Origin of the sequence: Croceibacterium sp. TMG7-5b_MA50, assembly GCF_039830145.1 — a bacterium.
Taxonomy (GTDB): domain Bacteria; phylum Pseudomonadota; class Alphaproteobacteria; order Sphingomonadales; family Sphingomonadaceae; genus Croceibacterium.
Genome location: NZ_CP156082.1, coordinates 2,022,285 through 2,043,162, shown reverse-complemented (window position 1 = coordinate 2,043,162; position 20,878 = coordinate 2,022,285). Strand labels below are relative to the sequence as shown.

24 protein-coding genes and 1 tRNA gene are annotated in these 20,878 nt (G+C 68.2%); 11 read left to right on the top strand and 14 right to left on the bottom strand.

Going from position 1 to position 20,878, the window contains the following annotated elements:
- Window positions 1–4: 4 nt before the first annotated feature.
- On the bottom strand, window positions 5–469 hold the full coding sequence (locus V5740_RS09745; RefSeq protein ID WP_347302285.1) for a peroxiredoxin: 465 nt from the start codon (window positions 467–469) through the stop codon (window positions 5–7).
- Window positions 470–3,109: a glutamine-synthetase adenylyltransferase gene (locus tag V5740_RS09740; protein WP_347302284.1), complete on the bottom strand. Its 2,640-nt coding sequence runs from the start codon at window positions 3,107–3,109 to the stop codon at window positions 470–472.
- Between the two features lie 132 nt (window positions 3,110–3,241).
- On the opposite strand from V5740_RS09740, the gene V5740_RS09735 reads away from it, so the two are divergent.
- The 6 genes from V5740_RS09735 to V5740_RS09710 all read left to right on the top strand — a co-directional run bounded on the left by V5740_RS09735 (window position 3,242) and on the right by V5740_RS09710 (window position 9,104).
- Window positions 3,242–4,861, top strand: a complete 1,620-nt coding sequence (locus V5740_RS09735) for a M28 family metallopeptidase (RefSeq protein WP_347302283.1) — start codon at window positions 3,242–3,244, stop codon at window positions 4,859–4,861.
- 4 nt (window positions 4,862–4,865) lie between these two features.
- Window positions 4,866–5,849, top strand: a complete 984-nt coding sequence (locus V5740_RS09730; protein WP_347302282.1) for an agmatine deiminase family protein — start codon at window positions 4,866–4,868, stop codon at window positions 5,847–5,849.
- Window positions 5,850–5,953: 104 nt separating this feature from the next.
- Window positions 5,954–6,199, top strand: a complete 246-nt coding sequence (locus V5740_RS09725) for a hypothetical protein (protein WP_347302281.1) — start codon at window positions 5,954–5,956, stop codon at window positions 6,197–6,199.
- Complete coding sequence (locus V5740_RS09720; protein WP_347302280.1) at window positions 6,196–7,083, top strand: bestrophin family ion channel; 888 nt, start codon at window positions 6,196–6,198, stop codon at window positions 7,081–7,083. The genes V5740_RS09725 and V5740_RS09720 overlap by 4 nt, the downstream gene beginning before the upstream one ends.
- A 190-nt stretch (window positions 7,084–7,273) precedes the next feature.
- Window positions 7,274–8,251, top strand: a complete 978-nt coding sequence (locus V5740_RS09715; protein WP_347302279.1) for a GSCFA domain-containing protein — start codon at window positions 7,274–7,276, stop codon at window positions 8,249–8,251.
- Complete coding sequence (locus tag V5740_RS09710) at window positions 8,235–9,104, top strand: WcbI family polysaccharide biosynthesis putative acetyltransferase (protein WP_347302278.1); 870 nt, start codon at window positions 8,235–8,237, stop codon at window positions 9,102–9,104. The genes V5740_RS09715 and V5740_RS09710 overlap by 17 nt, the downstream gene beginning before the upstream one ends.
- Before the next feature lie 40 nt (window positions 9,105–9,144).
- Here V5740_RS09710 and V5740_RS09705 read toward each other — a convergent pair whose 3' ends face one another.
- The 5 genes from V5740_RS09705 to V5740_RS09685 form a co-directional block, all read right to left on the bottom strand.
- Window positions 9,145–9,624, bottom strand: a complete 480-nt coding sequence (locus V5740_RS09705) for an arsinothricin resistance N-acetyltransferase ArsN1 family B (protein WP_347304497.1) — start codon at window positions 9,622–9,624, stop codon at window positions 9,145–9,147.
- 8 nt (window positions 9,625–9,632) lie between these two features.
- Window positions 9,633–9,950: a heavy metal-binding domain-containing protein gene (locus tag V5740_RS09700; protein WP_347304496.1), complete on the bottom strand. Its 318-nt coding sequence runs from the start codon at window positions 9,948–9,950 to the stop codon at window positions 9,633–9,635.
- Between the two features lie 61 nt (window positions 9,951–10,011).
- A complete protein-coding gene (locus V5740_RS09695) occupies window positions 10,012–10,893 on the bottom strand; it encodes an SDR family oxidoreductase (protein WP_347302277.1) in 882 nt (293 codons plus the stop codon).
- Between the two features lie 87 nt (window positions 10,894–10,980).
- Window positions 10,981–11,217, bottom strand: a complete 237-nt coding sequence (locus V5740_RS09690) for a DUF2312 domain-containing protein (RefSeq protein WP_347302276.1) — start codon at window positions 11,215–11,217, stop codon at window positions 10,981–10,983.
- A 78-nt stretch (window positions 11,218–11,295) separates the two neighbouring features.
- Entirely contained in the window at window positions 11,296–11,616 is a 321-nt protein-coding gene (locus tag V5740_RS09685; RefSeq protein ID WP_347302275.1) for a DUF1244 domain-containing protein, read from the bottom strand.
- A 50-nt stretch (window positions 11,617–11,666) separates the two neighbouring features.
- On the opposite strand from V5740_RS09685, the gene pyk reads away from it, so the two are divergent.
- Complete coding sequence (gene pyk, locus V5740_RS09680; RefSeq protein ID WP_347302274.1) at window positions 11,667–13,136, top strand: pyruvate kinase; 1,470 nt, start codon at window positions 11,667–11,669, stop codon at window positions 13,134–13,136.
- Between the two features lie 9 nt (window positions 13,137–13,145).
- Here the strand turns inward: pyk and asd are convergent, their stop codons facing one another.
- Window positions 13,146–14,012: an archaetidylserine decarboxylase gene (gene asd, locus V5740_RS09675; RefSeq protein WP_347302273.1), complete on the bottom strand. Its 867-nt coding sequence runs from the start codon at window positions 14,010–14,012 to the stop codon at window positions 13,146–13,148.
- A gap of 32 nt (window positions 14,013–14,044) precedes the next feature.
- Between asd and V5740_RS09670 the strand changes: the two genes are divergently transcribed.
- Complete coding sequence (locus tag V5740_RS09670; protein WP_347302272.1) at window positions 14,045–15,697, top strand: aminotransferase class III-fold pyridoxal phosphate-dependent enzyme; 1,653 nt, start codon at window positions 14,045–14,047, stop codon at window positions 15,695–15,697.
- Here V5740_RS09670 and V5740_RS09665 read toward each other — a convergent pair.
- From V5740_RS09665 to V5740_RS09655, 3 genes are all read right to left on the bottom strand, one after another.
- Entirely contained in the window at window positions 15,686–16,291 is a 606-nt protein-coding gene (locus V5740_RS09665) for a hypothetical protein (protein ID WP_347302271.1), read from the bottom strand. The genes V5740_RS09670 and V5740_RS09665 overlap by 12 nt on opposite strands.
- Window positions 16,288–16,935: a methyltransferase domain-containing protein gene (locus tag V5740_RS09660; protein WP_347302270.1), complete on the bottom strand. Its 648-nt coding sequence runs from the start codon at window positions 16,933–16,935 to the stop codon at window positions 16,288–16,290. The genes V5740_RS09665 and V5740_RS09660 overlap by 4 nt, the downstream gene beginning before the upstream one ends.
- A 152-nt stretch (window positions 16,936–17,087) precedes the next feature.
- Window positions 17,088–17,162 (bottom strand) — tRNA-Gly (locus V5740_RS09655).
- Window positions 17,163–17,331: 169 nt separating this feature from the next.
- Between V5740_RS09655 and V5740_RS09650 the strand changes: the two genes are divergently transcribed.
- From V5740_RS09650 to V5740_RS09640, 3 genes are all read left to right on the top strand, one after another.
- A complete protein-coding gene (locus V5740_RS09650; protein WP_347304495.1) occupies window positions 17,332–18,240 on the top strand; it encodes a tetratricopeptide repeat protein in 909 nt (302 codons plus the stop codon).
- 11 nt (window positions 18,241–18,251) lie between these two features.
- Window positions 18,252–18,866, top strand: a complete 615-nt coding sequence (locus V5740_RS09645) for an LON peptidase substrate-binding domain-containing protein (protein WP_347302269.1) — start codon at window positions 18,252–18,254, stop codon at window positions 18,864–18,866.
- A gap of 65 nt (window positions 18,867–18,931) precedes the next feature.
- On the top strand, window positions 18,932–19,156 hold the full coding sequence (locus V5740_RS09640; RefSeq protein WP_347302268.1) for a hypothetical protein: 225 nt from the start codon (window positions 18,932–18,934) through the stop codon (window positions 19,154–19,156).
- Between the two features lie 21 nt (window positions 19,157–19,177).
- Here V5740_RS09640 and V5740_RS09635 read toward each other — a convergent pair whose 3' ends face one another.
- From V5740_RS09635 to V5740_RS09625, 3 genes are read right to left on the bottom strand one after another with little or no spacing between them, the layout of a single operon-like run.
- Complete coding sequence (locus V5740_RS09635) at window positions 19,178–19,795, bottom strand: MarC family protein (RefSeq protein WP_347304494.1); 618 nt, start codon at window positions 19,793–19,795, stop codon at window positions 19,178–19,180.
- Between the two features lie 2 nt (window positions 19,796–19,797).
- Window positions 19,798–20,559: a hypothetical protein gene (locus V5740_RS09630; protein WP_347302267.1), complete on the bottom strand. Its 762-nt coding sequence runs from the start codon at window positions 20,557–20,559 to the stop codon at window positions 19,798–19,800.
- Complete coding sequence (locus tag V5740_RS09625; RefSeq protein ID WP_347302266.1) at window positions 20,559–20,858, bottom strand: YggT family protein; 300 nt, start codon at window positions 20,856–20,858, stop codon at window positions 20,559–20,561. Before V5740_RS09625 ends, V5740_RS09630 begins: the two co-directional genes overlap by 1 nt.
- Window positions 20,859–20,878: the final 20 nt, after the last annotated feature.

The following is a 20,878-nucleotide window of genomic DNA, read 5'->3' as shown; positions in this document are numbered from 1 at the left end:
AAGCTCATAGGGCCTGTGCCGCCGCCAGCACCTCCGCCGCGTGGCCTTTCACCTTCACCTTGCGCCAGATTCGCGCGATGCGGCCGTCGGCGTCCAGCAGATAGGTGGCCCGCTCCATACCCATATAGGTGCGGCCATACATGCTCTTCTCTCCCCAGATGCCCATCGCATCGCTGAGGCCGTTCTCCGCCGCGTCGGAGGCGAGCGGGACGGTGAGGCCATGCTTGGCGGTGAACTTGGCATGTTTCGCCGGCGGGTCCTTGCTGATCCCCAGCACCGCGATCCCCGCTGCGGCGAAGTCCGGCAGCAGGGCGGAGAAGTCGAGGCTTTCCGTTGTGCAGCCTGGCGTGTCATCCTTGGGATAGAAGAACAGCACCGCCTTGCGCCCGGCGAAATCGGCGGGGCGCACCGTGGCGCCGTCTACACCGGTCAGTGCCACGTCGGGCATCGCGTCACCAATGTCGGCCATTCAAACCTCCAGATCCACTTGCAGCACATCGTGCCAGGCCTGCGCCACGGCTGCGCGTGCCTGTGCGCTCGCCTGCAGCAGGGCAGGGTAATCGGCAAGGCCGCATGCGGCGGCGAGGGCAGGGCGGGCAACCTCTGCCGGTTCCCCGCCATCCGGCGCGAACAGCCGTTGCGCCACCAGCACCCGGGCCAGCACGGCATGGTGGTCGGCAAGTGCGGCTGGCAGCAGGCCCAGTGCAATCAGGTCCGCGAGCGCCAGGCCCAGTTGCGGGTGCAGCGCGACGCCGCCGCGCAATTGCAGGAAGTGGATGACGAATTCCAGATCGACGAGGCCACCGCGCAGCAACTTCACATCCAGCGGCCCGGTCGCCGGCTTGTGCGCGGCCATCTCCGCCCGCATGGCCAGCACCTGCGCCCGCAGGTCGGCCGCGTCGCGCGGCATGCGCAGGACCTCGCCCAGCAGCGCGGTAACATCGGCCCGGTCCTGCGCCGTGCCGAACAGCGCGCGGGCGCGGGTCAGCGCCATGTGCTCCCACGTCCACGCCTCCTCCCGCTGGTAGCGGGCGAAGCTGTCCATGCTCACCGCCAGCGGTCCTTGCGCGCCCTGCGGCCGCAGGCGGGTATCGACCTCGTACAGCGCGCCTTCGGCGGTCGGCACGCTCACCGCCGCAGTAACCCGCTGCGCCAGCCGGTTGAAGTAGAGCGAGGCGGTGAGCGGGCGCAGCCCATCCGATTCCACGCCGATGCCGCCGGTGAACAGGTAGACGAGGTCGAGGTCGCTGGCATGTGTCGGCGCCCCACCGCCCAGCCGGCCCAATCCCAGGATCACCAGCCTGCCGCCCGGCACACGGCCATGCGCCGCTTCGAAAGCGGCGATCGCTGCCTCGCCTGCGCAGCCCAGCGCCGCCTCCGCCACGCGGCCCAGCCCTTCGGCGATGGCGACCGCATCGTGCCGCGCAGCGACGAGCTGCGCGCCCAGGGCGAAGCGTTCCTCCCCCACTACCTGCCGGATACGGTCAAGCCGCGCCTCCAGATCACTGGCAGTGTCGGCGGGCCGCATTTGCTGTGCCAGCGCCGGCACGGACGGGGGCAGGTCGCGCGCGGATGGATCGATCAGCCGGTCGAGCAGCGCCGGCCGCGACGCCAACGCATCGCCCAGCGGGCGCGACAGCGTCAACAGGCGCAGCACCTCGTCCAGCAGGCCGGGGCGCTGCTCGAACAGGCGGAACAGGTTCACGGCGGAGGGGAGACGCGTCAGCAGCCGTTCCCACCGGGCCATCGCCTGCGGCGGATCGGGCGCCTTGTCGAATGCGTCCAGCAACCAGGGCAGCACCGCATCGAACGCCGCGCGCGCTTCCACCCCGCGCAAGGCGCGCAGGGTGGCGCGCCAGCCTGCGACCCGGTCCGCGTGGTGCTGTGCCAACGCTGGCACGGACGGCGCGGCGCGATCCTCCCCCAACAGGGAGTCGTAATGGCCGGCAACAATCCGGGTCAGTTCCGCAAGCTCCGACACCAGCGCCGCTCCGTCGGGCAGGCCGTCCAGTTGCGCCACATTGTCCAGCGCTGGCACCGTGCCCGGCAGGCTATGCGTCTGCCGGTCGTCCACCATCTGCAGCCGGTGCTCGACCGTGCGCAGCCGGTCATAAGCGGTGCCGAGCGCGTCCGCCGTGTCGGCGGCGATCAGCCCCTCCGTCGCCAGCGCATCCAGCGCAGCGCGGGTGCCGCGCAGGCGCAATGCCGGGCGCCGCCCCCCGTGGACCAGCTGATGCGTCTGGGCGAAGAACTCGATCTCCCGGATACCGCCGCGCCCACGCTTCAGGTCGAAGCCGGGGCCAGGCTGCCGCGGGCCATCATAGGCCTCCCGGATGCGGCGGGTCAGGCGGCGGATGTCCTCGACCGCGGTGAAATCCAGGCTGCGTCGCCAGACGAACGGGGTGATCGCCTGCAGGAAACGCTGCCCCGCCAGGATGTCGCCGCCCGCCGCGCGCGCGCGGATGAAAGCGGCCCGTTCCCAAGCCACCGCGCTGCTTTCGTAGTGGCTCAGCGCCGCATCGAAGGAGATGGCGGGCGGGCTCACCTCGCTGGCGGGCCGCAGGCGGAGGTCGACGCGAAAGACGTAGCCGTCCGCATCCTGCCGCCCCAGCATCTCCGTCACGGCGCGGGCATAGCGCTGCGCCGCCTCCGCCGGTTCGTCCCGCGAACGGCGGGGCAGGGTGGCGGGATCGTACAGCAGGATGGGATCGATGTCGGACGAGTAGTTGAGCTCGCCCGCGCCCTGCTTGCCCAGCGCCAGCGCGACGAAGCCCGCCGGCGCGGCGTCCGGCACGCGCGCGGTGATGGCGTGGGCGATTGCCCGGTCCAGCGCGCGATCGGCAAAGGCGCTGAGTTCGCCCATGACTTGCGCCAGCGGAAATGCGCCGGCGAGGTCGCCCACCGCCAGCACGGTGGCGAGCGCCAGCCGCTGCCGCCGCAATTCGGTGGCCAGATCGGGTGCGACAATCGTCTTGGCCTGCGCCAGTGCTTCCGTGCCCCGCCCCTCTGCCAGCAACGCGGCGAGGGCCGGCTGCCGCTCCAGCGCGCGGGCGAGGAAGGGGGAGTGGCGCCGGGCGCGCGCCAGTGCGTCGGTCCAGGCATGCTCCATCGGGCGAAGCCTATGGCGGCGGTGGCGGTGGGCGCAAGGCCTTGAACCACCGGGGCGTGCCTGCCAGTACGGCCGGCAGATATTCAGGGGACTGTCATGGTGCGAATGGGTCTGGCGGCGGGCTGTCTGGCAATGATGCTAAGCGGCTGCGCCACCATGGATGCGGGCGGCGCGGCCGGCGCACCGGCGATCAGCGCCACCACCTTGCAGGATGTCGTCCGCACGCTCTCCTCCGACGAGTTCGAGGGGCGCGAACCCGGCACGCCGGGCGAGGAGAAGACCGTTACCTACATCGCGGAGGCATTCGCGGCGGCCGGGCTGCAGCCCGGCAACAAGGGTAGTTGGTACCAGGACGTGCCTCTGGCGGAGATCACCGCGAGCAATCACGAGAAGCTGCGCGTCGGCGACATGCAGTTCACGCAAGGCACCGACTGGGTGGGCGTCACCTACCGGGAACAGGACCGCATCGACCTCGACAATGCGGAGCTGGTTTTCGTCGGCTATGGCATCAACGCGCCGGAGCGGGACTGGAATGATTATGCCGGGATCGACATGCGCGGCAAGGTGGCGCTGATCCTGGTCAATGACCCCGATTACCAGCACGAGGGACTGGATGGCCCGTTCGGTGGCCGGGCGATGACCTATTACGGCCGCTGGACCTACAAGTTTGAGGAAGCGGCCCGGCAGGGCGCCGCGGGTGCGCTGATCGTGCATGACACGTTCCCGGCCTCCTACGGCTGGAACGTCGTCGAAAGCAGCTGGACCGGGCCGCAGGCGCATGCCGCGCGGGGTGACAAGGGCGCCAGCCAGACGCTGATGAACGGCTGGGTGCAGAAAGGCGTGGCGGAACGGATCGTTGCCGCGACCGGCGGGGATCTCGCCGCGCTGGCCGCGGCGGCGCAGCGGCCCGGCTTCGGGGCGATGCCGCTGGGGATCAATGTCGGCACCGGCTTTGACAACAGCATCCGCCGGTTCCAGTCGCGCAATGTCGTCGGCCTGCTGCCAGGGGCGGAGCGGCCGGACGAATATGTGCTGTATTCCGGGCACTGGGATCACCTGGGCCGCTGCACTCCCGCGCCCGATGGCGACGACATCTGCAACGGCGCGATCGACAATGCCACCGGCATCGCCGCACTGGTCGCCCTGGCGGAGGCGAACCGCGCCGCCGGCCCCGCCGCGCGCAGCCAGGTGTTCCTCGCCGTGACGGCGGAGGAATCCGGGCTGCTGGGGAGCGAGTATTACGGCGCCAACCCGGTGTTTCCGCTGGCGCAGACCGTGGGCGGCGTAAACATGGATGCGATTGCCATGGCCGGCCCGGCGCGCGACGTCACGGTGATCGGCGGCGGCAAGAGCGAGCTGGACGCGGTGCTGGAACAGGCGCTGGCCGCCAGCGGGCGCAGGATTACGCCCGACGCCGCGCCGGAAGCGGGCTATTATTACCGTTCCGACCATTTCAGCCTGGCGAAGCGGGGCGTGCCGATGTTCTACATCGATGGTGGGCAGGACCTGGTGAACGGGGGCACCGCCGCCGGCGCGGCATGGGACGCGGCCTACCGCGAAAAGGCCTATCACGGACCGAAGGACGAATACGATCCGAACTGGACGTGGGACGGGGTCACCGCTGACGTCGCCCTCTACTATCGGCTTGGCCGCACGCTGGCGGATGGCACGACCTGGCCCAATTGGTACCCCGACGATGAATTCCGCCGCATCCGTGACCAGAGCTGCGCCGCCAGCGCGGCCGGGTGCTGAGCGGATGACGACGCGATGGCAGATGCCGCCCGAATGGGCGCCGCAGGACTGGCTGTGGATCGGCTTCCCGCATGATCCGGCCGAATGGCCCGATTTGGCGGCCGCGCAGGTGCAGCTCGCCGCTTTTGCCAGCGCGGTGGCGGAAAGCGGGCAGGAGGTGCGCCTGCTGGTGCGCGACGCCGCGAACGAGCAGCGCGCGCGGGCGCTGACCCATGGTGCCGTTCGGCTGGAACGGCGCGAGTTCGGCGATGTCTGGCTGCGCGACACCGGACCGCTGGTGCTGCGCGATGGGGGCGGCAGGCGGCTGGGGCAGCGGTTCGGCTTCAATGGCTGGGGCGGCAAGTTCCTGATGGCTGGTGACGAGACAATCGGCGCGGAGCTGGCGGGTGATGCCGGCCTGCCGGTGCGCACCGCCGACTGGGTGCTGGAAGGGGGTGCCGTCGATGGCGACGGCACCGGTCTGGTCGTGACGACCGAGCAGTGCCTGCTGAACCCCAATCGCAATCCGCACCTCTCCCGCGAGGAGATCGAGAACCGCCTGGCGGCCGATCTCGGCTTCGACCGGGTGCTGTGGCTGGGTGACGGCCTGCTGGGCGACCATACGGATGGGCATGTCGACAACCTCGCCCGCTTCGTCGCGCCGGGCCGGTTGGCCCTGCCGCAGGCGAGCGCGCCCGACGATCCGAACCGCGATGTCTTTGCCGATGCGCGGCGGCGAGCGGAAGCGGCGGGGCTGGAGGTGCTGACCGTCCCCTCCCCCGGATGGATGGGGGAAGGCGACCAGGCGGAACCGGCAAGTTACATGAACTTCGTCATCTGCAACCGCGTGGTCGTGGTGCCGACCTACGGCTCTCCGCTGGATGATTCGGCAGTCGCGGCGATTAACGCGATGTTTCCCGATCGAGAGGCGATCGGCCTGTGGGCGGATGCCATCCTGGGCGGCGGTGGCAGTTTCCACTGCGCCAGCCAGCAGATGCCGAGCGCCTGAAACAACGCTCTACCGCAATGCGCGCACGTTTTGTGCAGTGCAGCAAAGATAAGTTACATTAGCGTCCGGGAAATCTCACACACATCGCGCATATAGCAGCATGAATGGTCGCAGATGATGTGAGATTGGCAGACATGGGATTGCAGAGCGCGATGCGCGCCCAGCGGCGCGAAGCCTGGTTCGGCACTGTGCTGCTGTTCCTGTTCGGCTGCAGCGTACTGGGCTTCCTGGTGGCTAAGGACCGGGTGCCGTGGCTCACCGCCGCCCATGCTCGCGCGGAGCTGACGGAGGTTGCCAGCAAGGTCGATAACAAGCTCGGCCGAAAGCTGCAGGAACGCAGCGCCCGATGATCGTCACGCCCGCACCCCGGCTGGGGCACATCATCGCCGGGGTGTGGCGCCCGTTGGCGCTGCTGTTTGTGTGGGACGTCATCGTCACCGTCACATATTACCTGCTGCCGTTCACCGCGCCTGGCCTGCCGGTGACGCTGTTCGGCACCGTGCTGGGGCTGTTCCTGGGGTTTCGCAGCAATTCGGCCTATGCCCGCTGGTGGGAAGGGCGCCAGCTCTGGGGTCTGATGATCAATGCCAGCCGCAACATCGCACGCGCGGCGGTAAACTTCCTGCCCGATCCAGAGGCGGTCGGGCTGAAGCAGCGGCTGGTCCGCCGGCAGATCGCCTATGTCAACGCGCTGCGCTGCCAATTGCGCCGCCAGCCGCAGGAGGAGGTGGTCCACCGCTACCTCCGCCAGGGCGAGACGGACGAGGCGCTGTCCCGCGTCAACGTTGCCAACGGCGTGCTCGACGGCAATGGCCGGCTGATTGCGGAGGCGCGGGACAAAGGCTGGCTCGACACGATCCAGCAGGCCCAGATGGAGGCGGTGCTGGTCGACATCGCCAATGCGCAGGGCGGGATGGAGCGGCTGAAGAACACGCCGCTGCCGCATCAATATCGCTGGTTACCGACCGTGTTCACGCACCTGTTCTGCGTACTGCTGCCGATCGGCCTGGTCGAGACGCTCCAGTATGCGACGCCGCTCGGCTCCACTTTGGCGGGCGTCATGTTTCTGGCGGTGCTCATCATCGGCGACCAGCTTGTCGATCCGTTCGCGGGGGAGGTCCACGACCTGCCGCTGACGCAGATGTGCCGCACGATCGAAATCGACCTGCTGCAAGCAATTGGCGAGGACGCGCCACCGCCAATCCAGCCCGATGCGGACGGTGTGCTGTGGTAGACAGCGCCGGCATGAACGACCCGACGCCTTGAAGGGACAGGCAGGTCCGGGCTAGCGACACCGGTGTCCACCGAGGGCGCAAGACCAGTCCGGAGCCAGCATGCCGCCTTCAAGCCAGCCCCATCCCTATCGCGATCTGCCGGAACACAAGTTCTGGCGGCGGTCGATCGCCGCGGTGGAGGCGCACCGGGTGGACCCGGTCACTGATGTTCGCTTCACCATCGACAGGGATGCGCGTGTCGCCACGGCCGGCAGCTGCTTCGCCCAGCATATTTCCCGCAGGATCAGCCAAAGCGGGTACCGCTACCTGGTGACGGAGGACGGCGCCGATTTGCCGGCAGAGGAACGGACTGCCGGCGGCTACGGCGTTTTCCCGGCGCGGTTCGGAAATATCTACACGACCGTGCAGTTGCTCCAGTTGTTCGACGAGGCCTTCGGCAAGCGCGATGCCCCATCGGAGGCATGGCAGCGCCCGGATGGGCGGTATGTCGATTCCCTGCGGCAGCAGGTCGAACCACGCGGCTTCGCTACGCCGGACTGTGTTACCCAGGATCGGGCCCGGCACCTGCCGCAGGTCCGCCGCATGTTCGAGCAGGCCGACCTGTTCATCTTCACCCTGGGTCTGACGGAAGCGTGGCGATCACGGACCGACGGCACCGTCTTCTCGGCGGCACCCGGCGTAGTCGCCGGAACGTTCGACCCGGCGAAGCACGAATTCGTGAACTTCTCGGTTCAGGAAAGCTACGCCGCGTTGCGGGAGTTTCTGGCGAAGCTCAGGGAGGTTAACCCTGCCGTGAAGGTGGTGCTGACGGTCTCCCCGGTGCCGTTAATGGCCACGTTCAGCGACAGATCCGTCCTGGTCGCGAACAGCTACAGCAAATCCGTGCTGCGGGTCGTTGCGGAGATGGCGGTCGAGGAGCACGATTGGGTCGCCTACTTTCCGTCCTATGAGATCATCACCGGCAGTTTTGCAGGAGGGCTGTATTACGAGGCCGATCACCGGGAGGTGAATGCGCTCGGCGTCGCTCATGCAATGCGCTGCTTCATGCGGCACTACATTGCCGGGGGCGAAGATACCGTGCCGGTGAACGATGCCCTCTTCGTCGATCATCAGGCAAGCCAAAACGTGCTTTGCGACGAAGACGTGCTCGATGCGGCGAGGGGTTGAGGCGGTGGAACGCTGGCTGGTCGTCTCCAACTGCCAGACGGTCGGTGTGGCGAACTGCATCCAGGCGCAGGCGCCGGATGTGTCGGTCGTTCCGCTCGATCCCGGCAAGTTCAACAAACGGCGCTGGCGACCCAATGCGCAGATCGCGGGCTTCGATCGCCTGCTGATCTACCCACCCGTTCAGGCCGAGATGCCCCGCGCGAGGATGGACCGGATCGCGACGCACATCCGACTGCCGATCATCACCTTCCGCGCCTACCACCCCGATCTCATCTACCTGCATCATCGGGGGCGGCCGCTCGGCGGGCCGATCAGCCATTATCATTCGGCCATCGCCTTCGCTTGCTATCTGGAAGGGATCGGCGCGGCCGATGCGATCGGTTATTTCAACGGCGGCTTCTATGAACGCTGCGGCTACCTCGGCCTGTGGGACGCGGAGCGGGATCGCCTGCTTGGCGCATTCGCGGCGGAGGGGCTCGATATTCGGCCCTACTTCCGCGATTGGGGGCGGCGCGCCGCGTTCATGTATTCGTATAACCACCCGCGCATCCGCCCGCTTTACGACATGGCATCAGCGGTGCTGGCACACCTTGGCATGGTCCCTCGCCGGTCGGACCTGCTGCCGCATGACAATCTGGCCAACAGCGCGATCTTCCCGGTCTATCCGGAAATCGGCGAAACGCTGGGGGTCTATGGGCAAAGCGACTTCCGCCCTGCCGGAACCTACCGGTCGATCCCCTTGCGGGACTATGTCGATCGATGCTTTGCCCTGTATGCGACGCTGCAGATGGCCGACACCGAGCCGTTTCACGAGTTCCGGGAGCAGGTGCGGCATATCAGGACATTGCTGTAGCTGGGTAGCCTGATGCCCGCGGGCGCGGCGGTGGGCGGCGTTACAACAGCCGCTGCCACCAGCCGACATCGCGCCAGCCGCCCAGCTTCCAGCCGACCTCCCGATATATGCCGACGGGCGTGAAGCCGACCGCTTCGTGCAGGGCGATGCTGGAGGGATTGGGCAGGGCGATGCCGGCAAAGGCGGCGTGGCAGCCCTGCGCCGCCAGCAATGGGAACAGTGCCTGGTACAGGGTGCGGCCAATGCCGTTCCGGGAATACCGCGCGCCGACATAGATCGCGACGTCGCAGGACGTGGCATAGGCGGCGCGGGTGCGATGGGGGGAGCCGTAGGCGTAGCCGGCGATCGCGCCATCCACCTCCGCCACCAGCCAAGCGTGGCTGGTGGCGTAATCATCGATGCGGCGGGCCATCTCCGTCACGGTGGGCAATTCCAGTTCGAAACTGACCCAGCTGTCCATCACATGCGGCGCGTAGAGCGCGCGGCATGCGGCGGCGTCGCTGGCGAGCGCCGGTCGCAGCAGCGGAGTCAGACGCGTACCGCCGTGCCGCTGGCACTGACCATCAGCATGGAACCGGTATCGCCGATCACCTCGTAATCGAGGTCGACGCCGACCACCGCATTGGCGCCCAGCCTTGCCGCTTCCGCCTGCAGTTCGGCGATGGCCTGTTCGCGCGCGTCCTTCAGCACCCGCTCGTACGATCCGGCACGGCCGCCCACGATGTCACGGATGCTGGCGAACAGGTCGCGGAACATGTTCGCGCCGATGATCGCCTCCCCCGTGACCACGCCCAGGTAATCGCGCACCGGCCGCCCTTCGATCGTGGGCGTGGTGGTGACGATCATGGCGGTGGCGGCGCGGTAATGATCGTCGCCGTCATCGCCGCGCCCGGCACTGGCCCAGGGACTAACCATTGACGACGGTCCCGCCGTTCGGATGTAGCACCTGCCCCGACATGTAGGACGAATCCTCGCATGCCAGGAACAGGAAGGACGGGGCGACCTCGTTGGGCTGGCCGGGGCGGCCGATCGGAGTGCCTTCGCCGAAGGTCGCCAGCTTTTCGGGCGTGGCGCCGCCGGATGGGTTCAGCGGGGTCCAGATCGGGCCGGGCGCGACCGCGTTCACGCGGATGCCATGCTTGATGAGGTTTTCGGACAGGGACCGGGTGAAGGCGGTGATCGCCCCCTTGGTGCTGGAATAGTCCAGCAGTTCGCCACTGCCCTGGTACATGGTCACGCTGGTGCAATTCACGATGGCCGCGCCTTCCTGCAGATGCGGACGCGCCGCCTGAACCAGGTAGAACATGGAGAAGATGTTGGTCTGGAACGTGCGCTGCAGCTGTTCCGGCGTGATCTCGGTGATGTCCTTGTCCGGATGCTGTTCCCCGGCATTGTTCACCACGATGTCCAGCTTGCCCCAGCGATCGATGACCGCGCGCACGAAGCCGTGGGCATGGCGCGGATCGCCCAGATCGCCGGCGGACAGCATGACCTCCGCCCCTTCAGCCTTGCACAGGGCTTCGGTCTGGTGGGCGTCGTCATGCTCGTTCAGGTAGGCGATGGCGACGTTTGCGCCTTCACGGGCGAACAGGATGGCGACTGCCCGACCGATCCCGGAATCACCCCCGGTGACGATCGCCACCTTGCCCCGCAACCGGTTCGCTCCGGCATATCGGGGCATGTAGTCGGGCTGCGGGTCGAGCGTGCTTTCGTGGCCGGGCAAGCCGGGCTCTTCGGGGATCGGCTCGATGAAGGCCTGTTCGGTTGCGGGCGGCGGGGGCGTGCTCATGGCGGGCAATCCTTGGTGCGAAGGTATCTGCCCTTCAATCGCCGCCCGCCGCGAACCGTTCCGATCCTGACCTATCCCAGGCGTACCCTAGCCCAGGCCAAGCGCCGCCTTGTAGGTGTCGAGCACCATTTCCATTTCCTTGCGGTCGTCGGGCTTCATCTTCCTGAGGCGTACGATCTGCCGCATGATCTTGGCATCGTAGCCGACGGCCTTCGCCTCCGCATAGACGTCGCGGATGTCGTCGCTGATGCCCTTCTTTTCCTCCTCCAGGCGCTCCACCCGCTCGATCAGCAGGCGCAGGCGGTCGTCGGTGGTTTCGGCCATGAAGGGATGCTCCAACAGAATCAGGGAAGGCGCGGCTGATAGCCAGCCAGCGCCCGCCCGTGAAGGTCCCCGGGACGCTTAATGGTCAGGCGCGTTCAGCTTCATGCTCGCATCCATCCGTGCCAGCTGCTCCGGCGTGGCGGGGGTGGTGTGGCGGGCCTTCCACTCGGCGGACGGCATGCCGTGGATCAGCGTGCGCGCGGCTTCCTTGTCGCCGGGATAGCCGGCATCGCGGATCCAGTCGGCCAGGCAATTGCGGCAGAACCCGGCCAGCCCCATCAGGTCGATGTTCTGCGCATCCGTCCGGTGCTGCAGGTGATGCACCAACCGGCGGAAGGCGGCAGCGGCGACCGCATCGGGCAGGGTTTCCAACGGGTCGATCCCGTGCGTAGTTTCCACGATGTGCTTCGTCCTTGTCTTGTCGTGATTGATCGCCATAGCCGTTAACCATGACGACGATCGATCCCAGGAAGCTCGGGCCGCGTGCCCGGAAGGTCAAGATTCTCGCCACGATCGGCCCCGCGAGCGCCGATCCGGACATGCTGCGCCGGCTGGTCCGTGCCGGCGCCGACGCCTTCCGCGTGAACCTCAGCCATGGTGAGCACGAGACGCATGCCCGCTCCATCGCCGCGATCCGCGCGCTGGAAAAGGAACTGCACCGCCCGCTCGCCATCCTGTGCGATTTGCAGGGACCCAAGCTGCGCGTCGGCGCCTTCGCCGAAGGGCGCGCACTGATCCCGCACGGGGCGCGCTTCACGCTCGACCGCGATCCGACACCCGGCGATGCCACCCGCGTGCAACTGCCGCACCCTGAACTGTTCGGCCTGATGGACAAGGGGCAGCGCCTCCTTATCAATGACGGCAAGATTCGCCTGCGCGTGGTGGAGGCGAGTGCCGACGCGATCACCTGCACGGCGGAGGTCGGCGGCGTCATCTCCGACCGCAAGGGCGTGAACGTGCCCGATGCGGAAGTGCCGATCCCCGCGCTGACGGAGAAGGACCGCCGCGACCTCGCCTTCGCCATGGAGCAGAACGCCGACTGGATCGGCCTCAGCTTCGTGCAGCGGCCGGAAGATCTGGTGGAGGCGCGCAAGCTGATGGGCGGGCGCGGCGCACTGTGCGCCAAGATCGAGAAGCCGCAGGCGATCAAGCGGCTGGCCGAGATCATCGAGCTGGCCGACGGCGTGATGGTCGCCCGCGGCGATCTGGGCGTGGAGCTGAACCCGGAGGAGGTTCCGCCCCTCCAGAAGAAGATCGTCAACGCCACCCGCCTGCTGGGCAAGCCGGTGATCGTGGCGACGCAGATGCTGGAGTCCATGATCGAGAGCCCCGCGCCGACCCGTGCGGAGGTCTCCGACGTCGCCAACGCGGTCTATGACGGGGCCGATTGCGTCATGTTGTCGGCGGAGACGGCCGCCGGCCAGTGGCCGGAGGAAGCGGTGCTGATGATGGACGCCATCGCCCGTCAGGTGGAACGCGACGATGCCTACCAGGGCCGCGTCCGCATGCTGGCCACCCCACCCGATCCGACCACGGCGGATGCGCTGGCGCATGCCTGCATGACAATCGCCGACACGGTCAGCATCGGCGCCATCGCCGTGTTCACCAGCACGGGCGTGTCCGCCCGCCGCGTGTCGCGCGAACGGCCGAGCGTGCCCGTCATGGTGCTGACCCCGTCGGTGGCCGTCGCTCGCCGCGTTGCGTTGGTATGGGGCGCGCATTCGGTGGCGACCAAGGACATCGGCAGCTTCGAGGAGATGATCGGCAAGGCCAAGCGCATGGCGCTGCGCCACGGCATGGCCACCAAGGACAGCAAGCTGGTGGTGCTGGCGGGCGTGCCCTTCGGTGTCGCCGGCGCGACCAACCTGCTCCACGTCGTCACCCTGAAGGGCGACGAGCTGGAGCAGCACGGGGGCTGACGGACGGCCTTACCCGCCGATCCGCGCCAGGGGCATGCCCGCGCGGATCGGCTGGCCTTCCGTCAGGTCGTGCAGCAGCGGGGCGTTGGCGGGCAGGAACACCAGGATGGTGGAGCCATGCTCGAACCAGCCCATCTCCGCCCCCGCCGGCAGCTTTGCGTTCACAGCTCGCCGCCCGGCGCCTCCGTCGCGCAGCAGGGCCGGGGTGTCGAGGAAGGTCAGCCGGATGCTCGCCACCAAGATTGCGGCAACGGGCACGAGCAGCAGCGGCGTGCCGTCCGCCAGCCGTGCCTCGATCACCGCACGCTCGTTACGGCAGAACAGCCGCTCGACCCGTTTCAGCGCGATCGGATTGACGTTCCAGCAATCGCCGGACTGATATGTCACCCCCTCCATCGTCAGGTCGGTGGGCGCGTGGAAGCGGTGGTACATGCCCGCGGTCAGGCGCAGGGTGACGAACCAGCCATCAGCATAGCGGGCCGCCAGCGCCGGGTCGGGCAGCAGTTCGTTCAGGCGATAGGGGTAGCCCTTCACCTGCCAGGCGGTGCCATCCGCTACGCGGCCATGCGCGCCGACGATCGCGTCGCACGGGCTGGCGATCACGCCCGGATCGGTGGGGAAGGGCCGCGCACCGGCCCTGAGCGGGCGGGTGAAGCCTTCGCCCAGGGACCGGAAGCTCGTGGCCGCTGCGTCGGATAAGTCGACCCCGGCGAAGAAGCGCCACAGCGCCAGCGCTGGGCGCGCGATCAGCGGATGTTCGCTGCGGGCGATCCGCCCGACGATCCGCGTCGCCCAGCGGCGCGGCAGGCGGTTGGTCAGCAGGAAATTCAGATCTTCCTGCAGCAGCAGGCGCATCAGGCTGGCAGGGGCTGTCACGCCGGTGTCACTCCGTTGCGGTGAAAGCCGGCATGGCTCCGATCCTTGCCGCCCTTCTGGGCTCGACCGCCTTGCTCGCCTTCACCAAGGGGCGCCGCCGGCTTGCCCTGTCGCGCGCCAAGCATAAATCGCTGGGCGGCCATGTGCGCATGGCGAAGCGGGTGGCAGGGCAGGTCGGCGCGTTCGACCAGCCGGCCGACAGCTTCTTCGCCGCCGATGGTGCGGCCGACGATATCGCCCGCTGTCGGCAGGCTGGCTTCGACCGCCTGGGCGTGCTGTTCGCCGAACGGTACAGGGAGACGCTGGCGTTGACGCGGGAGGTCAGGCCCGGCCTGTCCGACCTGCAATTCACCGGCAGCTACCGCGTGCCGTTCCCCTTTGCCCGGCGCGTGCGCGAAGTGCTGGGCACCGGCGCGTTCCTGCAGGCAAGCGACGGGCCATGGGTGACCGACCTCGACGGGAACCGGCTGATCGACCTGACGGGCAGCTACGGCGTGAACCTGTTCGGCTACGACCTCTACAAGCAGACCATTGCCGAAGGGGCGGCGGCGGTCGCCGATCTTGGCCCGGTACTGGGCGCGTATCACCCGCTGCTGGCCGACAACGTCGATCGCCTGCTGGCATTGTCCGGCATGGACGAGGTGTCGTTCCACATGAGCGGGACGGAGGCGGTGATGCAGGCCGTGCGGCTGGCGCAATACCATACGGGCCGCCAGCGGATCGTGCGCTTCGCCGGCGCCTATCACGGCTGGTGGGGCGATGTGCAGCCGGGCATCGGCAATCCGGTTGCGGCCGACCGCACGCTGACGCTGGCCGACCTGTCCGACAAGACCTTGCACGTCCTCGCCACGCGGCGAGATATTGCCTGCGTGCTGGTGAACCCGCTGCAGGCGCTGCACCCCAACGGGTCCGCCCCGTCGGACAACCAGCTGGTCGACAGCGGCCGGCGCGCGGGTACGGACCTTCCCGCCTACCGCAAGTGGCTCCACCGGTTGGCAGAGGTGTGCCGGGCGAACGGCATCGTGCTGATTTTCGACGAGGTGTTCCTGGGTTTCCGCCTGGCGCCCGGCGGCGCGGCCGAGTATTTCGGCGTGCGACCGGACCTCGTCACCTATGGCAAGACGCTGGGCGGTGGGTTGCCGGTGGGCGTGTTGGCAGGCCGCGCGGCGCTGATGCGGCGCTGGCGCGATGATCGCCCGCTGGACATCTGCTTCGCCCGGGGCACCTTCAACGCGCATCCCTACGTCATGGGCGCGATGAACGCCTTCCTGCAGCGGCTGGACACGGCGGAGGTCCGGTCGCTCTATGACGGCCTCGACGCCCGCTGGGATGCGCGTGCCGCCGCCATGAATCAGGCGCTGGCCGCCGCCGGCGTGCCGGTGCAGGTGGCCCATCTGCAGACGGTGTGGACCGTGCTCTACACGCAGGCTGCGGCGTATAACTGGATGCTGCAATACTACCTCCGCGCCGAAGGGCTGGCGCTGAGCTGGGTTGGCACGGGCCGGCTGATCTTCAGCCTGGATATCGACGATGCCCTGTTTGCCGAGATCGTCCGCCGCTTCGTTGCCGCAGCGCAGGCGATGGCGGCGGATGGTTGGTGGGACACCCCCGCCGGCCTGACGGACAAGGCGCTGCGCCGCGGCGTCCTGGCGCGCGCCGCGGCGGCTCGCCTGCTACGCCGGTGAACCGTCCGGATAATCCATCCGCTCACCCCGCAGCAACCGGCGGGGCGCGCCCTTGTACAGGCGAAAATCGCTAAACGGATCGGTCACGATCTTGGTCGCCCAGACCAGCCCAGTTTCCACGTCGCGGATGAAGAACAGGTGGATGGAGCGGAAGGCGATCGCGCCCACGCCCAGGATCAGCCAGCCGATGCCGACATGGCGCAGATACCCCTCCGCGCCATCTGGCGGCAGCAGCGTACCCCACAGCGTCGGCTGCAGCAGCAGGACGACCGGAACAGCCAGCCACAGGCTCATCAGCACCCATTTGCGCTGGAGGTTGTAGCCGATCTTGATCTCTTCCTTGTGGTCGTGCGTCGCGTCGTTGACGTGGTCGTAGCCCTTGGGTTCGAAGAAGAAATGCCCCGCCTGTCGGCTGGTCATGGCGACGCCCCAGGCCAGCAGGCTGGCGACCGCCGGGTCCACCCACAGGATCAGATAGGCCGTTATGAAGGTGCAGGCGCTGACGAAGTGCAGGCTCTGGTTCACCAGGCTGTGGTGATAGAACCGGTGGTCATCCCACCTTTGTTCGGCGAGTTGCGCGCGGAAACCGGTCATCGGGTCTGCTCCTGCGGGCCGAGCTTCTGGTAACGGACCAGCGAAAAGTGGCCGAGCGGCGGCAGCGGGCGGTTCTCGGCCAAGCGCACGTCACTGCGGGTGGCGGCCCAGTTCTCGTACCGGCTCCATGGGAATTCGGTGCGGAAGCCCAGCCGGCTGGTCAGTGGCATCAACGTCCGCTCGATCGCGCCGCGCAGGCCCTGTCCCGCGCCGACGCGGGTGGTGATGATGATCTCGCCACCGGGCCGGCAGATTCGGGCAAACTCGCTCAGCGCCCGTTCCGGGTGAGGGCAGGCGGTGACCACGTATTGCGCCACCACCGCGTCGAAGCTGTTGTCCTGGTAGTGCAGCGCCTCGGCATCGCCGACCGCCAGCTCTTCCACCTGACCCAGCGCCTGTTCGCGGACACGCGCGCGGGCCTTGTCCAGCATGGCGGGCGACAGGTCGATGCCGGTGATTCTGACATCGCGCGAATATTGGGGCAGCGAGATGCCGGTGCCGACGCCCACCTCGATGATCCGGCCGCCGACCCGTTCGGCGGCGACGATCGCGGCGGAGCGGCCGCGGCGGAAGACCGGGCCGAACACCAGGTCGTAGACCGGGGCCCAGCGATCATAGGCGCGGGCGACACCCGCGGTGCTCATCTGCAATGCCATGGCGAGAAGCTTTTTTCCGTCTTGTGACGGAACCGTCATCGCAGGGGCAGATGACGCTTGCGCGGCAGCTTGGTTACAGTTCGGGGAAGGGCTGCAAGTTTGTGACGCCGATCTGGCGAAACCGGTGCAGCGAGAACCGCTGGAGCGGGCGAAGGGATTCGAACCCTCGACCCCAACCTTGGCAAGGTTGTGCTCTACCCCTGAGCTACGCCCGCTCTGGCGCTTCACCGGGTGGCTGCGAAGGGCCGCTCCCGGTGGGGAGGCGCGCCAGTAACAAAGGGGCATCGACCCTGCAAGCGCAAAAACACGACCCTTGGCAAACGCGCCCGTCGGGCCACATAGGACACGTACGCGCAGCGATAGGGAGCGGCACACTTGGCAAGCATGGGACTCAGCATCGACGAGCAGAAGGCGGTGGACCGGTTCCGCAAGGACGTGGTCGAGCCATCGCGCGACAAGCTGGTGATCCTGGATTTCTGGGCCGAATGGTGCGGGCCCTGCAAGGCGCTGACCCCGGTTCTGGAAAAGGTCGCCGCCGAATATGCCGACAAGGGCGTGATCCTGGCCAAGCTGAACGTGGACGAGGAACAGTTCATCGCCAGCCAGTTCCAGGTCCGGTCGATCCCGACGGTCTATGCCATGTTCCAGGGTCAGCCCGTCGCCGACCTGACGCCGGCGCGCACCGAAAGCCAGTTGAAGCAGGCGCTCGACGCCCTGCTGGCGCAGCTGCCGGTGACGGCGGGCGCCGCGGGCGAGGAAGCTGCGCCCGACATCGCGCCGCTGGTCGCCATGGCCGAGCAGGTGCTGGCGGATGGCGATGCGGAACGGGCCGCCGGTATCTTCGCGCAGATCGCCGACATGGCGCCCGATGATGCGGCGGTGCAGTCCGGTATGATTCGCGCGTTGGCCGCCGCCGGCCACGCGGAAGAGGCGCAGGCCGCGCTGGATGCGCTGCCCGCCGACCTGCAGAAGGACCCACTGGTGGCGCAGGCCGCCGCCGCACTGGCCCTGGCCGGCAGCGGGGTCGACCAGTCGGAGCTGCAGACCCTGCGCGCCGCAGCGGCGGAGCGGCCGGCTGACATGGACGCGCAGTTCGCCTGGGCGCAAGGGGCGTTCGCCGCCGGCCTGCGCGATGATGCCGCCGACACGCTGCTCGGCATGATCCGGACCGATCCGCAATGGAACGAGGGCGCGGCCAAGGCCAAGCTGCTGCAGATCTTCGAGGCTGTCGGCATGGAGGACCCGTGGGTGTCCGCCACGCGGCGGCGGTTGTCGCTGCTGCTGTTCGGCTGAGCGATCCGCCGATGGCCGCCCTCCGCCTCGCCATCTTCCCGCTGACGGGCGCGATCCTGTTTCCCGGCCTGCAACTGCCGCTGCACATCTTCGAGCCGCGCTACCGCGACCTCGTCGGCACGCAACTGGCGAAGGACCGGCGCATCGGCATGATCCAGCCGCGCGCGGTGGCCGAAGGATCGCCGTTGTTCGAGATCGGCTGCGTCGGCCGGATCGAGGATGTCGAGGCGCTGCCCGACGGCCGCTACAACATCGTGCTGGAAGGGGAGCGGCGCTTCCGCCTGCTGCGCGAGCTGGATGTCACCACCGCCTTCCGCCAGGTGGAGGCGGAACTGATCGCCGACAGCGAGGATCAGGCGCTGAGCAGTATCGAGCGCGCTGCGTTCGAGCAGGAGGCCCACCGCTTCGCCGACTTGCAAGGCTACCAGGTCGACTGGAACTCGGTCGAGCGGCTGGACGATGCCAGCCTGATCAACGGGGTCAGCCAGATCGCCCCGTTCGATTCGGCGGCCAAGCAGGCGCTGCTGGAGGCAGGCGACCTGTCCACCCGGTGCGAGCTGCTGATCCAGCTGATGCAATTCTTCGGCCGCAGCGACCCGGACGAGGATCGGGTGACGTTGCAGTAACAACCGGCCAGGCCCGGCCTAGCGTGACGCGAAGGCCGGCCTTGTGAAAAGCGCGGGGAACGCAGGTGGACGAACAAGGACGCAGGCTGATCCAGAGAGCATGGCTGCGCTGGCTGGTGCTGTTCACTCCATTGCTGGCGCTGGCGTCTTTGGCGTCGATCTGGATCGACTTCTCGATCGTCATGGCTGCCCTGCTCGTCACCTTGGCAGGGGTTCTGTTGTATCAGCGGTTCGTCAATCGCCGCTCCTGGCGATCGATCATGTGGGGCGTTCACGCGGAGGGCGGTTGACCACCTCCTGATGATCCGGCGTTAAAAACTCCCCCGCAGCCCGTCGATCACGTACTGCGCGGCCAGTGCCGCCAGCAACACGCCTAGCAGCCGCGTCAGCACCGCCTCGAACCTCGGTCCCACCGCCTTCATCAGCGGACCGGCCGCGAGCAGGGCGGCCAGCGTCAGCGCCATGACCAGCGTCAGCGCGCCCAGCACCACCAGCGTGCCGGAAAGGCCATCGGCATTGCTCTGCAGCAGCATGACGGAGGCGATGGCGCCGGGACCGGCCAGCATCGGCATGGCCATGGGGAAGATCGATACGTCATCCTGCGCCGGGTCGGCCATGACCTGTTCGGCCCGCTGTTCGCGCCGCTGGGTGCGCTTCTCGAACACCATGTCGAGCGCGATCAGGAACAGCATGATGCCGCCTGCGATGCGGAAGGCGTTCAGCTCGATATGGAGGGCGCCCAGCAGGCGCTGCCCGAACAGCGCGAAGAACACCAGGATCGCGCCTGCGACCACGCAGGCGCGGATCGCCATGGTGCGACGCGCCGCGCGGTCGAACCTTGCGGTCAGCCCGGCATAGATCGGCGCGCAGCCGGGCGGGTCGATGACCACGAACAGCGTGGCGAAGGCGGACAGGAACAGGTCGAACAGCATCAGCGGGTCCCCGTCACGGGTTGTGCATGGACCTGCTCCCACCCGTCCGCCGCCTGCCACCAGGCGGTGAAGGCGGCCGGATCGACAAGGTCGGCAGTCCAGCGCAGCGTGTTGTCGCGCGCCAGCCCGGGCGTGACCGGATTGCCGGCGTCGCGATCCCGGGTGGCAGGTGCGCGGTCCGCCGGACAGGGCGCGGTGCGGGCGCGGATGGCGTTCAGCGCCTCCACGGTGATGGCGTCGTCCTCCGCATCGGCGCTGCGCTGCGCTGCCTCCGCCCGGCGCATGGCGGTGAGTTCGGCGTCGGGCTGCCACACGGTCACGGCCCAGCGGAACTCGCGCCCGGCGCGCTCCCAAACGCGGGTGAAGCGGCTCCAGTTACCGGCGGCGTCATGGCCGACGCCGGCGATCACCACTGCCGATCCGTCGCAGCTGGTCCATGCCTCGCGCGCCTGCCAGCGGTCCGGCGTCGCGGGTGCCGTGCGGCCGGCCAGCCAGGCGGCGGCGGGCGCGGGCGGGCCGTTCCAGGCGATCTGCGCACCAGGCTGCGCGCGTTCGGCCAATGCGGTCCACTGCCCGTTCTCCCGCGCGGCGCGGGCAAGCGCGATCTCCGCCGCGATCACGTTGGTGGGCTGCGCATAGGGGCGCATCGGCGGCGGCCGCCGATTGCCGCGCATCCCCCCGCCACCACCCGGCCCGCCGCTGCACGCGGCGACGGCCAGCATGGGCACCAGGGCGAGCAGCAGCGCAGCCCGGCCGCGCATCAGCCGGCCATCTGGCTGTAGGCGAGGTTGCGCAGCACGATGTTGATGATGTTCAGCACCACGATCAGCACCAGCGGCGAGAAGTCGATTGCGCCCGTATTGGGCAGAATGCGGCGGATCGGCGACAGGATCGGATCGAGCAGCGCGTTCACCGACTGCCAGATGGCGGCGACCCAGTTGCTGCGCATGGAGATGACGTTGAACGACAGCAGCAGGCTCAGCACGAACTGCACGATCACCAGCACGATGATGATGGAGATGAGGTAGCCGATGATCTGCGACAGGGTGAGCAGGAACACGGGGCAGGACTTTCGTTAGA